Raw genomic sequence first — 14,035 nt, forward strand, 5'->3', positions numbered from 1 at the left:
CAACAAAGAGGCAACTTGAAAGATAACGGGTATATCGTGATGCAGCTAAAACGCTTGGTTATAGTGAAACTGATGGTGATAGAGTTTACGGCTATGTAGATCTGGCGTTGTCTGGGTACGGAATGGCAAGATCTGTTGTGAGGCCCGGAACTTTTCGTTTATTTCGGTATATAAAAACTGATTACATCAGAGGGTGGCAGGTGATGGGGAGGATACCTTTGATTGCTGAGTTTTTTGGTGATGCTGCGACTGGTTTCAGTATTTATTTGATTTCTAAAGGTGAAAAAAATGAGTGATGATGTGACGTTATCCTATTACAATGTTTTTTTTGTAATTATTTATTACGCAACTTCTATTTTTATATTTATTATACTTCTTAAGCTAAGGGGGTATTTAAAGACCCATATCCGAGAGGTGATTTTTTCTATTTTTCTTTTGATTGTTAATGCTGTTCAATATAATGTTTTGGCAAATGGTGGTATTCTGATATATATATTCCCACATTATTTTAGTATTTACGATTATAGATCAATCCGGTTTGGTGCTTTGTTTTTCTTTATTGTATATTGTTTTCTAATGCCTGTGAGTAAATCTTATAGCGAGGAAGAAGAAAAGCAAAGCGGAGATAATGATAAAAAAAATGAATGATGATGTGACATTATCCTATTACAATGTCTTTTTTGTAATTATTTATTACGCAATATCTATTTTGGTGCTTATTGTACTGTTTAAGCTGAATGAATATGTCAGGGGCTATATTAGAGAGGTGATTTTTACTGTTATTATTGTGGTTGTTGGTGCTATTCAATATGGTATTTTTGTAAATGGTGGTGTGCTGGTATATATATTCCCACATTATTTTAGCATTGACGATTATGATTCAATTAGATATGGTGCGAATTTTCTTTTATTTTTATATCCTTGTCTTCTTATTATGGATAGACCCTATAGTAAAGAAAAGGAAAGCAGAGATAATGGTGAAAAAGATGAGTGATGGTATAACGTTATCCAATTATAATATCTTTTTTGTAATTATTTATTACGCAATGTCTATTTTGGTGCTTATTGTACTGTTTAAGTTGAGGGAATATGTAAGGGGTCATATTCGAACGGTGCTTTTTACTGTTATCTTTGTGATTGTTAATACTGTACAGCATAACATTGCTGTAAATGGCGGTGTACTGGTATATATATTTCCACATTATTTTAGTATTTATGATTATAGATCAATCCGGTTTGGTGCTTTGTTTTTTGCAATTGCATATTCTTGTCTTCTTACTATGAATAAACCTGATAGTGAAGAAAAAGAAAAAGAAAAAGAAAAAGAAAAAGAAAAAGAAAAGAATTGATATTTATTCAATGGATTACAGAGTGAAGTTTATTTTGAAGTTTATCTAAATACCTCCCGTTTGGGAGGTGGTATTTTATTGAGAGTTAATATACCGTATCTTCCCATATACTATAACCGCCGGTTCCTGCGATAATATGGTTCCACGTTATACTTTTATATATTAACGATAGCGTTTCTTGAGGTTGCTGGTCATTATTTTCTAAAGAGTTGGGATGGAGTACACTGTATTCCAATATTTGAGCTCCGATTAGCTTTAAATTAAAATATAATTCTAATCCTCCATTTAAACTTGTCCGATAATGGTTAATAAAACAATCCATTACTTCATTATTGGAAATTGCAACACCTAACAGAGGCGTTGATTTATCAATGGGTTTTCTAATTATCACCGGTTGATGTTTAACGTTTTTCTTACGTAACATTGAGTGGCTCAAACCGTAAACCAGAATTTCATCTTGATGGTTAACTTGGTATTTATTACCAATCGAGTCAATTGATGAACAACCCGCGGAGATGAGTCCCTGATTTCGCCCTTTTATCGTCAAATAAATTAACGGCCTATCCCAATAGGGCTATTTTATTTGCCCTTCTTTACCATAAAGAGCGAACCTGGGCAGTGCTCAAAATCCTCACGTACTACGTGTACGCTCCGGTTTTTCCGCGCTGTCCGTGTTCAAACTGCCTGCAACAATTACGCCTATTGGGATTGGCACTAAATCAGCCAAAATATATTTACTCCTATGTCATTGGTATGAATGATGTAGATAAGAAAGTAGTTTGGTTGTCAGACTCGTCTCTTTTTCTTCTAACTTTCGTCATGCTGCCAAGAAGGTAAAACATAAGTATGCTTGCCTGTTTGGAAAGCATATTTAAAAATATTCCAAGTTAGTATCAAAGAGGAGAATGCTAATCAAGGTTCTTTCCATTCCTCAAAAATAGCGCAATTCGATCAAAAGTCAACCTTTTTGGTTGGTTTTAAAACAATTGTTTGTTGGCGATATCGGTATTATTAACACGACATTCAGTAATGCAGATTGTGACTTTGAGAGATTCTGTTGGGAATTATTACTTGTTGATTTTAGTGATAGGCAAGGAAAACGTAGCGTTATTCTTGGAGAATAAATATGAATAGAGGTTTATAAAGAAAGAACATGGAGGAGAATGAGGAATATTGATGCCGTGTTAGCCCCGCGAGTTGCAAATATATACTGCTTCAAAGTATAGTCCTGAGAAGTAAAAACATGATCAGAGTGTACTGGTTTATTATGAGAACCCTGTAAATTAATAACTTATTAATCTGCGAGATGTTAGAGCTGAATTTGGAACTATATATGGCAGTGTAAAGTGGGGGTATTCTATATGTTACAGAAGGTTATGTGTGGTTACACCATACCGATAAGCAAGTTCAAAGCCAATCCTAGCGCGGCTTTGGCGGAAGCCCAAGGAGATGCTATTGCTGTCTCATCAAACAATCAGATCCAGTTCTATGCCGTGCCTGCACATATGTATGAAGAGATTATTAATTTTGTTGAGTTTGCTCAACGAGGGACAACTGAATTAAAAAACATTCCTGCTAATTTTACTGGTGAAGGTTTGGATATGGATCAGGTTGCTACTGAGATGGCAACGAAACTCAAACATGGTTCCCTGTACTTAAGGCCGATAAAAAAGTGAATCAGAAAGCAGAACCTGGGATTCAACCAAAAAAGAAAGAGTTCAATAAGATAAAGGCAGATAATTCTGTCAGGAAACTATCATCTGCACAGAAGCAAGATCGCGATGCTCGTTTCTCAGCACGTCGAAAAGCTTTAAAGGAGTCAATCCTATCAGATTCAATCTGGTTGACCTCAGAGGCTGTTTCAAATGGATATAGATTTAAATCCAGCAATAAGAGTGCAGGGCCAAACAGATGGAAAAACAGTAATAAGATTTTTGCGATTACGATTGATGGTAAAGATTATTTTCCTCAATATGCTTTAAATGAAGATTTTAAACCGCTTGATATTATTAAGAAAATCATCACATTATTTGGTGATAAAAAAACCTCTTGGGGATTGGCTGTTTGGTTTGGTTCGAATAATAGTTGGTTAGGTAATAAGAAACCTAAAGAAGTTCTGAGAACAATGCCAGAGCAAGTACTTATTGCCGCTAGGGAAGAACTGGAAGGGGGAGGGCATGGTTAAGAGAAAAGACCAAAAATTACAGGGAGCGAATCCCCGGGAGCATAGAAAACTATGTGACCGGGGTGAGTGAGTGCAGCCAACAAAGAGGCAGCTTGAAAGATGGCGGGTATATTTATTTTATTTCCGGCATCACACCTATAAATGATCTCTTCTTCCTTGGTTCAGACATTAGGGATTCAAGATGCTCAACACATTGTAGATAATGAGGAGTTTGCTTGTGTATGTTAGCCGCGTTTTCATCAACATAGGCTTCATAAATATAAAAGCGGGTAGGGATATTTTCATCACGTAATACATCAAAACGTAAATTGCCTGCTTCTTTAATTGACCCCAGATGATTAAGGCGAAAAACTTCAATAAATTCGTCTAATTTGTCCTGCTTAACATTAATTTCAACCAGAGTTACGTGCATCTTATATTCTCCTTACTGCCTATCCCAATAGAGCTATTTTATTTGCCATTTTGAACCTGGGCAGTGCTCAAAATCCTCACGTACTACGTGTACGCTCCGGTTTTTCCGCGCTGTCCGTGTTCAAACTGTCTGCAACAATTACGCCTATTGAGATAGGCTCTTATTGTTTTTCACTTAAAAATAACTCGTAAGCTTTGCTGGCATTCTCATTCTGGTGTACGACTGCTTGAACCGCTTTTAACATGGCGACCGGCGCTTCGGATTGGAATATATTACGGCCCATATCAACACCGGCAGCCCCTTGATCAATGGCCTGGTAACACATCTCCAGAGCCTCTTTTTCTGGTAACTTTTTACCACCCGCAATGACAATAGGAACCGGGCATCCGCTGGCAATACGCTCAAAACCTGTATCGACATAGTAAGTTTTAATGATTTGGGCGCCCATTTCGGCGGCAATGCGCGTCGCCAGAGAAAAATAACGTTGATCCCGAACCATATCTTTACCAACGCCGGTGACTGCCATTGTTGGCATACCGTAACGCATTCCCTGATCGACTAATTTGATAATGTTCTTAATTGATTGATGCTCATATTCAGAGCCGATATAGACCTGAGCGGCTACGGCACAGACATTCAGGCGTAAAGCGTCTTCCATCGCGACCGCGACCGCTTCATTGGAAAGCTCTGTCAGAATCGAGTTGGCGCCGGAAGCACGCAGGACCACCGGTTTATTAGTCGCGGGTGGAACCTGACTACGCAGAATGCCACGGGTACACATCAAGACGTCGGTATGGGGGAACAGTGGAGCGATATTGATATCGATACGTTCAAGCCCGGTTGTTGGCCCCTGAAAATAACCGTGGTCGAAGGCCAACATCACCGTTCGATTGGTTTTGGGATTAAAAATGCGGGAAAGTCGTGATTGCATTCCCCAATCCAGTGCGCCACAGCCTTTCAGTTCAAACAGGCTGTTTTTCTGCGGGATATCAATACCAAAATCTTTACCATCTTTAATATCATCTAAATCTGCCATTTTTCTTCTCCTAACTCACTTACATTGGACCAGCAACCATGCATGGCAGAGATTGCTGGACAGTAGCATTAGAAATCGTATTGATTGATATTGTCTTTGGTGAAAATGACTCGTTCAGGCAGAACAACAATACCGTTTCCTTTGGCCTCATAGCGATAACCCTGAACGCGGTTTGGTACAATTTCAACAATGCCAATATCGGGAATATCTAGTTTATCGCCGACATTTAAATCACCCTTCTTGAGTAATTCATTGGCGACATGAATTGATATTTTGCCTTGATTGACCACATCCCAAAGCCCGAATTGCTTGACGGTTCCGCGTTCGACATAAGGACGCATGACATTGGGGGTGCTGAAACCGACGATCGCAACATCTTGTCGTTTCAGATTTTCTGCCGCTTGTGCCGCAGCAGGCAGGGCGTTGGCATCCGGGGCAATAATGGCGTCCAGATCACTCCAGGCTTTTAAGATCCCTTCTGCGGTTTGTAAGGATTTAGTTGCATCGTTATAACCAAACTGGGTGGTGACAATTTCCCAACCTGGGTGTTCCGCGGCAATTTTATCTTTGGCTTCTTTTACCCATTGGTTTTGATCCGTTACCGTTGGGCTGGAGTAGAAAAACGCGACTTTAGCTTGCTTTTTTTGCACTTGGTTGGCAGCCATGTCCACCAGCATTCCGCCCAACTGACTTGGCGTTCCCTGATTGATATAGATAGAACGGCATTCCGGCGAGGTGTCTGAATCCCAGGTTAGAATTTTCACCCCCCGTTGCATGGCTCGTTTCAACGCGGGGCATAGGCCATCCGGTGAAACAGCCGAGACCACAATAGCGTCATAGCCTTGGTTCACGAAGTTGTTGATAAGCTGAACTTGCCCGGCAACACTGGGTTCTGTCGGTCCATCATAGGTAACATTGACACCCAGGGCTTTCCCGGCGGCTACCGCGCCTTGGCCGCCACTGGTAAAAAAGCCGACACCGACCAGTTTAGGGATAAAAGCGATTCTTTCAGCGGCATGTACCCAAGAGGCGCAAGCCAGACTTAATAGGCTAATTAGAGCCAGTTTTTTCAGGATTAATGTTTTCATTACTCTCTCCATATTGTTGGGTTTCAGAGGGGCTGTAATGTCATAAAATTCAATCTGTCGATTTAGGAAGACAACCTCTGATTTCGCCATCGCTGTATCCAGTCACGAATTTGGTGGTGATGCAGGCTGATGGAACGTCCTACCACGGCAATAATCAACAGGGCGCCGGAGAGGGCGCTGGATACCTGATTGGGAACGCCGGCCATCTGTAATCCCTGTTGTAAATAACCAATTAATAATATAGCCAGCGCGGTGCCGATGATTGAACCTGAACCACCGTAAATATTGGCTCCGCCTAATACTACCGCGGTGATTGCCGGCATCAGAAATGACGCGCCAAGGTCAGAGCGCGCTGATCCGAAATAGGAAACTAATACAATAGCGGCGATAGCGGAAGCTATGCCGGTCAGGGTATAGAGAAGATATAGTGTTCGGGCAATGGGAATTGCCGCGTAGCGGGCAACTTTACTGCTTTGCCCAATGAGAAAAATATTGCGTCCGCTGTGGGTACGATGCATGAATAGCCAGAAAATAATGAGACAGAGTAAAAACAGCACTAATGGCATGGGTAGTCCAAACAAAGTCAAATTAGCGAAGTCAGTCAATGCTTGTGGGAAGCCGCCAATGCCTTCATAACCGGTTGCGCCGGAGATGCCGGAAAGCAGCAGAGCACTGCCGCCGAACAGATATAGGGTACCGAGTGTGATAACCAGTGGATTAATACCGGTATATAAAATTAGCGCGGCATTGATTATTCCACATATTGCACCGACCAGTAGCGTCAAAGGAATGGCGGCGGCCATTGGAATACCGGCCTGATTCATCACTCCGAGCGATATCGCGCACAAACCAATAGTTGAGCCGAATGAAATATCGATACCGCCACTCACAATAACCATAGTCAGCGGCAAGGCCACAATCCCGATGCAAATAAAATCACTGGTACTCAGCAACAATATATTAATATCCAGCATGCGCGAGTTTGCTATGCCAAATAGCAGAATTTCAATAATCAGTAATGCGGCTAGGGCGAATTCCCAACCATAACGTTGACCGATACTCATTATGTCACCTGATTACGTTTATCGTTTTTGAGGAAACGGGCATATTTTTGTTGGCGGATATTTTTTTCGATGGCACAACGAAGGCGTCCATCAAAAATCAATACTGCGAGCAGAACAAATCCGGCAATAAAATCGTTCCACCAAGCAGGAAGTTTTAGCAGTACTAATCCGCTGCTTATTTGCGTCAGGAAAAATGCGCCTAAAATAGCGCCGATTACTGTACCGGTGCCGCCAAGCAGACTGATGCCGCCTAGCACACAAGCTGCGATAGCTCTCATTTCCAACCCATTACCGGTCTGATTTGGGATAAAACCAATCTGGGAAGCAAAAACAATCCCGGCCAGCGCGGCCATCACGCCATTTACGGAAAAGGCGATAATTTGAATGCTATCTGTACGAACGCCCAATTGACGAGCGCCTTGCAGGTTGTCTCCGGTGGCGTAAAAGCTCCGGCCGAATGGGGTTTTTGCTAATATCCACGCCATTGCTAATATCAGGAGCATTAACAGCCAGCCGATAGGCGAGATATTGAGCCATAAAGGCGCGGAAAGGCGCTTTAATTCGTCCGGTAAGCCTTCAATCCATTTACCGTCAGTCAGCAATAACATCAGGCCACGGTAAAGCCCCAACGTGCCGAGAGTGGCAACAATCGCAGGAATTTTCAGCCAGGCGACCAGTACGCCATTGATGAACCCGGTGCCCATACCGAGTAGAAGAGTCAACAGGCAGGAAACGGGCAGGCTAAAACCGGCATTCAATGACATTCCCATCATGACCGCGCATAAGCCGACAATGGAGCCGACAGAGACATCAATATTGCGAGTCAGCATGACCAATGTCGCCCCCATTGCAAGCAAGATAAGGATCTGCGCACTACTGAAAACGAGGGTGACAGTTTGTAAGTTAAAGTACTGGTGGTCGATGAGACTAAGTAAGCCAAATAGACAGAGAATGGCAATTGATGCGGTAATTTCGCGGTTATTCTGGATAAGTTTCAACATGATGCCGCCTGTTGTGATTTATGTTCGCCGAAAGCGATATGCATAATGGTATCAATATCCATTTGTTGCTTAGTTAATTCGCCATTGATTTTCCCTTGATGCATGACTAACACCCGATCAGCCATCTGAACCACCTCATCCAGATCCGATGAAATAAAAATAATCGCCACTTGTTGTTGGGCGATATGGCGAATCAGTTGGTAAATATCATTGCGTGCCGCGACATCCACACCACGTGTAGGTTCATCAATAATAAGAACGGCGGGGTGAGCTTCCAGACATTTAGCAATCAGCACTTTCTGTTGATTACCGCCGGACAGCGTTTTGATCGGCTGGTTGATATGGCTGAATTTGATATTCAGGATTTGGCAATAGCGCTCAAGTACCGCGGTGTCATAGGCGGGGCGTATCCAGAATGTATCGCGATTGTGGGTTAGTGAGCAGATATTCCAGCCGAGTGATGAATCCAGAAATAGTCCTGATGACTGCCGATCTTCCGGCAAATAAACCAAACCCTGAGCCAGACGTTGAGCGGTTGTTAGCTCATTAATAGCGTGTTGTTTTAACTTGACTTCACCGGATATCGCAGGGCGCAGGCCATAAAGGGTTTCAGCCAGTTCGGTACGACCTGCGCCGACAACGCCGGCCAAGCCAAGAATCTCACCGGGTTTCACTGAGAAAGTGATATTGCTGAAACCCTCGCCGCTCAGTTTTGTGACTGTCAGTATTGGTCGATCTGGCGCTGTCTGGCGCCGGTTATTGTTGAGATCCAGGCTCAATTTTGGGGCGCCGTTTAACGGCTGATTTTTCGCGGCCGGTGTAATGGCCTGAATAATATCATCTGTTGTGTAATCGCGGATTTTGCCGCTTAAAGCAATACTACCGTCACGCATGACACTGACCTGATCCGCTAATTGATAGATTTCAGGGATTTTGTGAGAAATAAAAATGATGCCGACGCCTTGCTGTTGTAACTCGCGGAGCTGGGCAAATAGGCGTTTGGTTTCTGCTGGCGTCAGGGAAGCGGTAGGTTCATCAAGGATTAAGATTTTCGAATTGCGCATCAGGCCGCGCATAATTTCTACCAGTTGCTGATCGGCGACATTAAGGCTGCTAGCACTGACATGCAGATCTAATTGACAGCCAAGTAATGCCAGTCGCTGTTTCATCTTAGACTTATCTACCTGATGCTTTGGCAACCGAAACAGAATGTTTTCTTGTACAGACAAATTCGGAAATAGCAATGGTTCTTGTGGTATCAGATAAATACCGAGTTGATGGGCTTTAGTGGGATTAAGATGGCTGACATGATCACCGCTAATCTTGAGAGTGCCTTTATCCGGTTGTTCGATACCGGCAATAATCTTCATCAGTGTTGATTTGCCCGCGCCATTACCCCCTAACAGAGCATGTATCTGCCCTGAAAGCAGAGTAAAATCAATATGTTTCAGTACCATTACGCCGGAAAACTGCTTACTGATGCCACTGACTTCTAATAGTGGTGGTACTGCGGTGTTGTTATGTAACATCGCGGCATCCTCTTAACATACAGGTGCGGAGGCAAACAAAATGAACATTTATATATTTAAAAAACAATTGTTCAACATGGTAGCTGTTAAATTATGATATTGGCAATATTTAGATCACATTTTGTGAAAAATTTGCATATTCATTGAATTATGTTCAAATTTTTGCAGTAAGACTCTGGCGTGTTATACGTTTTAATGGTTATCTGTTGAGTGCGGATAAAAAGAAAGTGGTTATGTCGATAAAATCAGTGAAAGAAAAGTCAGCTAAAGAGAAAAATATATTGTCTGAGGACACCTATCCGGGTAATAGCATGAGTGAAGAAGAGCTGCTTGCGCGTATTGCATGGTTTTACTATCACGATGGCCTGACACAAGGCGACATCGGCGATTTGCTTGGTTTGAGCCGGTTAAAAGTCTCCAGATTACTGGAGAAAGGGCGGCAATCAGGTGTCATTCGGGTACAAATTAACTCTCGTTATGAGGGGTGTTTGGAGCTGGAAGATACCCTGCAAAAACATTTCTCTTTGAAACAGGTGCGTGTTTTACCAGCGCTGGCGAATATGAATCTTAATGCCAGATTGGGGATCGGCGCGGCACATTTGCTGATGGCATTGATTGAACCGCAGCAATTATTAGCAGTGGGATTTGGTGAAACCACCATGTGCACATTGCAACATTTAAGCGGCTTTATCTCATCACAACAAATTAGGTTAGTCACACTATCCGGTGGCGTCGGTCCTTATATGACCGGTATTGGTCAACTGGACGCGGCTTGTTCAATCAGTATTATCCCCGCCCCATTACGTGCTTCCACAGCTCAGGTTGCTGAAACATTCCGTCAGGAGAGCAGTGTCCGTGATGTTTTGCTTGCGGCTTGCGCGGCTGACATTGCTATCGTTGGTATTGGCGCGGTTAATCAGAAACAGCAAGCGACAATTATGCGTTCTGGTTATATCAGTGGCGGTGAACAGCTAATGTTTGGCCGCAAAGGCGCAGTGGGCGATATCCTTGGCTATTTTATGCGTGCTGATGGTGAACTGGTGGAAGATATGCAGATTCATCAGGAGCTAATTGGTATCTCCATGCCAGAACTAAAAACCATCCCGACAGTGATTGGCGTCGCGGGAGGGGAAGAGAAAGCGGAAGCCATTATTGCTGCGTTGAATGGTCAATATATCAATGGACTGGTGACGGAAGAACAGACTGCCAAAGCAATGTTGAATTTGTTGCGTTGAACCCTGTATTGACTCTATCCGTGAAATAAGCAGAAAAAATTTGAGGTAAAGCTATAAGTTTAAAAAGTAATAGTTCAAAAAGTAATTAAACTGAGGATAGCATCATGAATCAACGCCGTAGTGCTAATCCATCGGGAAAATATCTGATGGCGCTTGATGCAGGAACAGGGAGTGTTCGTGCAGTGATATTTGATCTTGAAGGGAATCAGATCGCCGCAGGACAGGCTGAATGGATACATCAGCCTGTACCTGATGTACCGGGTTCAATGGAGTTTGATTTAGCGACGAACTGGCGACTTGCATGTCAATGCATTCGTCAGGCGCTGAAAACCGCGGAATTGCCTGCCAGCGCTATTCAGGGGGTAGCATCCTGTTCCATGCGGGAAGGCATTGTGCTTTATAACCGCAATGGCGAGCCGATTTGGGCTTGCGCGAATGTGGACGCGCGTTCCAGCCATGAAGTGAGTGAATTGAAGGCGCTGTATGACAGCACTTTTGAATATGATGTTTATCAGTGTTCAGGGCAAACATTAGCCTTGGGTGCGATGCCTCGTCTGTTATGGTTGGCTCATCACCGTCCTGATATCTATCGTCAGGCAGCGGCTTTAACCATGATCAGCGACTGGCTGGCAAATATGCTCAGTGGCGAGTTGGCTGTCGATCCCTCCAATGCCGGTACGACAGGCATGCTGGATCTGGCAAGCCGTGACTGGCGGCCCGATCTGCTTGAGATGGCAGGATTGCGTTCCGATATCCTTTCGCCGGTAAAAGAGACCGGAACCTTGTTAGGTTACGTCACTGAGAAAGCCGCTGCTCAATGTGGATTGAACGTTGGCACACCGGTCATTATGGGCGGTGGCGATGTGCAGCTTGGCTGTCTTGGTTTAGGTGTTGTCAAACCTACCCAGACCGCCGTTATCGGTGGTACATTTTGGCAACAGGTGGTCAATTTGCCGGCGCCGGTCACTGACCCGAATATGAATACACGGATAAATCCTCATGTTATACCTGGCATGGTTCAGGCGGAGTCCATTAGTTTCTTTACTGGCTTAACCATGCGTTGGTTTAGGGACGCATTTTGCGCGGAAGAAAAGCTGTTGGCAGAGCGTCTTGGGGTTGATACTTATAGCTTACTGGAAGATATGGCTGCCAGAGTCCCGGCAGGCGCTTACGGTATCATGCCAATTTTCTCTGATGTGATGCGATTTAAAGCTTGGTATCACGCTGCACCTTCCTTTATTAACCTTTCCATTGATCCTGAAAAATGTAATAAAGCGACCCTATTCCGTGCGTTGGAAGAGAACGCAGCGATTGTCTCGGCCTGTAATCTGGATTTGATTTCTGCTTTTTCGACAGTGAAACCGGATTCACTGGTATTCGCTGGCGGGGGTTCAAAAGGAAAATTATGGAGCCAGATTTTATCTGATGTGACAGGCTTGCCGGTTCGGGTGCCGATGGTTAAAGAATCAACCGCTTTGGGATGTGCCATTGCCGCCGGAGTGGGAGTGGGGCTTTATGATGCAATGGGAACGACAGGGGAAAAACTGGTGCGTTGGCAACATGAATATCAGCCAAATCCTGAACATTATGAAGTGTATCAAAAGGCTAAACAGGATTGGCAGGCGATATATGCTGATCAATTAACGTTAGTCGATCATGGTTTGACAACTTCATTATGGAAAGCGCCGGGATTATAGCTTGCAATGGATTGATCCACCGTATTGCTAGGTGCGCTTGTGCTGATAGGCGACTTGTGCACCAAGTATTTCTTAATGCCTGAAAATATATAATGTCGTGGTAATGGTTTGTGATAACCGTTAATTTACCGACATTACATGGTCTGGCTGCTTCAATAATACTGTGATGTTGGTCTGGAATTGAAAGGCACCGACTGTATTTCTTAAATATGGGAGCAAGTTTAAAAAGAAGAACTTCCGAAAGTCTTGGAACAAGCATATCTTCTTAATGAACCGTTTTTAATTGAAATCCCTGTTGCTTACGACTATAACCTATTAAAATATGTGGCTTGATTCGATGCATGATTTATGGATTTGATATACTTATAGAGTGAATTTATATGGACGCAAGAACTGACTATTTTATTCAGTCCGCATTAGAAGTCTTTGGAGAGAATCTCCTTGGTATTGTGGAAACTGATTCATATCTCCGCCAGCCCGATTATTCTTCTCGGTGTGTGAGGCATTTTTACGTGATTGTACCTGATAATTTCGCCACAGGTTGCATTACATTACTAAGATACCTTCCTGCCGCAGTGTGCGCTGTGGCTCCTGCCACAAGGAGCTGCTGAAGACATTTTTGCTTGTATTGGCTAATCCGAATTTTTCTCATTTGGATATCCTAGATCAAATGACTTATCTAGGACAGTCCCTATATTTAACTATGGCGATCAAAATGCCAATGCCAAATGTTCAGCACGCATTAAGTGATTTTCAAAATCCGATCATTAGAGATCCTGATATTCCCCCTTCCTGTTAGGCTGGTTTTTGCGAAACCTCAGTATTCATTCCATGTGCCGTTGATAATCCATAGATTGATGTAAGACTCTTACAATAGTGATCCCATTTGCCATTAAGCGAAAAAAGATAATGTGTGAAGCAACCGGGAATGCCTTTAGCCCAAGTCGAACATGGTTGTAATTCCGGGCCAGCCCGGGAGCTTCAGCAAGTGTATGAAAAGCCCTGTCGATATTCTTGATATATTGATACGCTTTTTCCAGGCCAAATTCTTGATAACTGTATTCAAAAATAGCTTCTAAGTCCTGTTCAGCTTTAGGCTTTAGAAAAAATGTTTTACTGGACATTGTGTGTTTTATTTTTCATACGTGTAAGGAAAGTATTGAGATCCCACGCTACAACTTCGCCACTGTTATCACCGTCATCAATTAGCTGACGAAGAGCTTCCAGTTTGGACTCAGCTTGTTTTTCCTGTAATAACCGTAATCCTTCCCGAACGACTTCACTATTAGTTTTGTAATAACCTGATTCGACTAGGCTTTCTACAAAACCACGTAATTCTTCGCCGGTATCTACTGTCATTGTACGCGATACCATAATACACCTCATTCAGATAACTAATATTCTATAGTGTAAGACATATTCTTACACTTCGAAAGTAT

The 14,035-nt window shown here is 43.0% G+C and carries 16 protein-coding genes and 2 pseudogenes; 8 read left to right on the forward strand and 10 right to left on the reverse strand.

What is annotated here, in order from left to right:
• Positions 1–41 precede the first annotated feature (41 nt).
• The 4 genes and pseudogenes from EAE92_RS25015 to EAE92_RS13070 form a co-directional block, all read left to right on the forward strand.
• Positions 42–296 (forward strand): annotated as a pseudogene (locus EAE92_RS25015) (DUF4225 domain-containing protein); the annotation flags it as partial.
• Positions 289–648, forward strand: coding sequence for a hypothetical protein (locus tag EAE92_RS13060; protein WP_214068397.1), 360 nt, complete (start codon positions 289–291; stop codon positions 646–648). The pseudogene EAE92_RS25015 and the gene EAE92_RS13060, both read left to right, overlap by 8 nt.
• Positions 641–994: a hypothetical protein gene (locus tag EAE92_RS13065; protein ID WP_214068398.1), complete on the forward strand. Its 354-nt coding sequence runs from the start codon at positions 641–643 to the stop codon at positions 992–994. Before EAE92_RS13060 ends, EAE92_RS13065 begins: the two co-directional genes overlap by 8 nt.
• Entirely contained in the window at positions 987–1,349 is a 363-nt protein-coding gene (locus EAE92_RS13070) for a hypothetical protein (protein ID WP_214068399.1), read from the forward strand. Before EAE92_RS13065 ends, EAE92_RS13070 begins: the two co-directional genes overlap by 8 nt.
• An 85-nt stretch (positions 1,350–1,434) precedes the next feature.
• Here the strand turns inward: EAE92_RS13070 and EAE92_RS13075 are convergent, their stop codons facing one another.
• A complete protein-coding gene (locus EAE92_RS13075; protein ID WP_214068420.1) occupies positions 1,435–1,902 on the reverse strand; it encodes an Hcp family type VI secretion system effector in 468 nt (155 codons plus the stop codon).
• Between the two features lie 808 nt (positions 1,903–2,710).
• Here EAE92_RS13075 and EAE92_RS13080 point away from each other — a divergent pair.
• A complete protein-coding gene (locus EAE92_RS13080; protein WP_065390355.1) occupies positions 2,711–3,025 on the forward strand; it encodes an antitoxin of toxin-antitoxin stability system in 315 nt (104 codons plus the stop codon).
• Entirely contained in the window at positions 3,022–3,534 is a 513-nt protein-coding gene (locus EAE92_RS13085; protein WP_052105906.1) for a hypothetical protein, read from the forward strand. The genes EAE92_RS13080 and EAE92_RS13085 overlap by 4 nt, the downstream gene beginning before the upstream one ends.
• A 112-nt stretch (positions 3,535–3,646) precedes the next feature.
• On the opposite strand, the gene lsrG is transcribed toward EAE92_RS13085, so the two are convergent.
• The 6 genes from lsrG to lsrA form a co-directional block, all read right to left on the reverse strand.
• Entirely contained in the window at positions 3,647–3,946 is a 300-nt protein-coding gene (gene lsrG / locus EAE92_RS13090; protein ID WP_065390357.1) for a (4S)-4-hydroxy-5-phosphonooxypentane-2,3-dione isomerase, read from the reverse strand.
• Positions 3,947–4,106: 160 nt separating this feature from the next.
• Entirely contained in the window at positions 4,107–4,982 is an 876-nt protein-coding gene (lsrF, locus tag EAE92_RS13095) for a 3-hydroxy-5-phosphonooxypentane-2,4-dione thiolase (RefSeq protein WP_011147358.1), read from the reverse strand.
• Between the two features lie 68 nt (positions 4,983–5,050).
• The gene (gene lsrB, locus EAE92_RS13100; RefSeq protein WP_214068400.1) at positions 5,051–6,070 is read right to left on the reverse strand and encodes an autoinducer 2 ABC transporter substrate-binding protein LsrB; all 1,020 of its coding nucleotides are present in this window, start codon (positions 6,068–6,070) and stop codon (positions 5,051–5,053) included.
• Positions 6,071–6,132: 62 nt separating this feature from the next.
• Positions 6,133–7,134 carry an autoinducer 2 ABC transporter permease LsrD gene (gene lsrD / locus EAE92_RS13105; RefSeq protein WP_214068401.1) on the reverse strand — a complete coding sequence of 334 codons (1,002 nt, stop codon included), beginning with the start codon at positions 7,132–7,134 and terminating at the stop codon, positions 6,133–6,135.
• Complete coding sequence (gene lsrC / locus EAE92_RS13110) at positions 7,134–8,135, reverse strand: autoinducer 2 ABC transporter permease LsrC (protein ID WP_214068402.1); 1,002 nt, start codon at positions 8,133–8,135, stop codon at positions 7,134–7,136. Before lsrC ends, lsrD begins: the two co-directional genes overlap by 1 nt.
• Positions 8,129–9,664: an autoinducer 2 ABC transporter ATP-binding protein LsrA gene (lsrA, locus tag EAE92_RS13115; protein ID WP_214068403.1), complete on the reverse strand. Its 1,536-nt coding sequence runs from the start codon at positions 9,662–9,664 to the stop codon at positions 8,129–8,131. Before lsrA ends, lsrC begins: the two co-directional genes overlap by 7 nt.
• Before the next feature lie 233 nt (positions 9,665–9,897).
• Between lsrA and lsrR the strand changes: the two genes are divergently transcribed.
• Both lsrR and lsrK read left to right on the forward strand, forming a co-directional pair.
• Positions 9,898–10,899, forward strand: coding sequence for a transcriptional regulator LsrR (gene lsrR / locus EAE92_RS13120; RefSeq protein WP_214068404.1), 1,002 nt, complete (start codon positions 9,898–9,900; stop codon positions 10,897–10,899).
• A 104-nt stretch (positions 10,900–11,003) separates the two neighbouring features.
• On the forward strand, positions 11,004–12,596 hold the full coding sequence (gene lsrK / locus EAE92_RS13125; RefSeq protein ID WP_214068405.1) for an autoinducer-2 kinase: 1,593 nt from the start codon (positions 11,004–11,006) through the stop codon (positions 12,594–12,596).
• A 568-nt stretch (positions 12,597–13,164) separates the two neighbouring features.
• On the opposite strand, the pseudogene EAE92_RS13130 reads toward lsrK, so the two are convergent.
• From EAE92_RS13130 to EAE92_RS13140, 3 genes and pseudogenes are all read right to left on the reverse strand, one after another.
• Positions 13,165–13,248: pseudogene (locus tag EAE92_RS13130) on the reverse strand (IS1595 family transposase); the annotation flags it as partial.
• 172 nt (positions 13,249–13,420) lie between these two features.
• Positions 13,421–13,720 carry a type II toxin-antitoxin system RelE/ParE family toxin gene (locus EAE92_RS13135; RefSeq protein ID WP_105395352.1) on the reverse strand — a complete coding sequence of 100 codons (300 nt, stop codon included), beginning with the start codon at positions 13,718–13,720 and terminating at the stop codon, positions 13,421–13,423.
• A complete protein-coding gene (locus EAE92_RS13140) occupies positions 13,710–13,970 on the reverse strand; it encodes a type II toxin-antitoxin system ParD family antitoxin (RefSeq protein ID WP_229000702.1) in 261 nt (86 codons plus the stop codon). Before EAE92_RS13140 ends, EAE92_RS13135 begins: the two co-directional genes overlap by 11 nt.
• Positions 13,971–14,035: the final 65 nt, after the last annotated feature.

Origin of the sequence: Photorhabdus hainanensis, from assembly GCF_018448965.1 — a bacterium.
Lineage (GTDB): Bacteria > Pseudomonadota > Gammaproteobacteria > Enterobacterales > Enterobacteriaceae > Photorhabdus > Photorhabdus akhurstii.

Coding starts and splice junctions, on each gene's coding strand:
- EAE92_RS13060 (WP_214068397.1), top strand. CDS start 289: ATGAGTGATGATGTGACGTTATCCTATTACAATGTTTTTTTTGTAATT.
- EAE92_RS13065 (WP_214068398.1), top strand. CDS start 641: ATGAATGATGATGTGACATTATCCTATTACAATGTCTTTTTTGTAATT.
- EAE92_RS13070 (WP_214068399.1), top strand. CDS start 987: ATGAGTGATGGTATAACGTTATCCAATTATAATATCTTTTTTGTAATT.
- EAE92_RS13080 (WP_065390355.1), top strand. CDS start 2,711: ATGTTACAGAAGGTTATGTGTGGTTACACCATACCGATAAGCAAGTTC.
- lsrG (WP_065390357.1), bottom strand. CDS start 3,946: ATGCACGTAACTCTGGTTGAAATTAATGTTAAGCAGGACAAATTAGAC.
- lsrF (WP_011147358.1), bottom strand. CDS start 4,982: ATGGCAGATTTAGATGATATTAAAGATGGTAAAGATTTTGGTATTGAT.
- lsrB (WP_214068400.1), bottom strand. CDS start 6,070: ATGAAAACATTAATCCTGAAAAAACTGGCTCTAATTAGCCTATTAAGT.
- lsrD (WP_214068401.1), bottom strand. CDS start 7,134: ATGAGTATCGGTCAACGTTATGGTTGGGAATTCGCCCTAGCCGCATTA.
- lsrC (WP_214068402.1), bottom strand. CDS start 8,135: ATGTTGAAACTTATCCAGAATAACCGCGAAATTACCGCATCAATTGCC.
- lsrA (WP_214068403.1), bottom strand. CDS start 9,664: ATGTTACATAACAACACCGCAGTACCACCACTATTAGAAGTCAGTGGC.
- lsrR (WP_214068404.1), top strand. CDS start 9,898: ATGTCGATAAAATCAGTGAAAGAAAAGTCAGCTAAAGAGAAAAATATA.
- lsrK (WP_214068405.1), top strand. CDS start 11,004: ATGAATCAACGCCGTAGTGCTAATCCATCGGGAAAATATCTGATGGCG.
- EAE92_RS13135 (WP_105395352.1), bottom strand. CDS start 13,720: ATGTCCAGTAAAACATTTTTTCTAAAGCCTAAAGCTGAACAGGACTTA.
- EAE92_RS13140 (WP_229000702.1), bottom strand. CDS start 13,970: ATGGTATCGCGTACAATGACAGTAGATACCGGCGAAGAATTACGTGGT.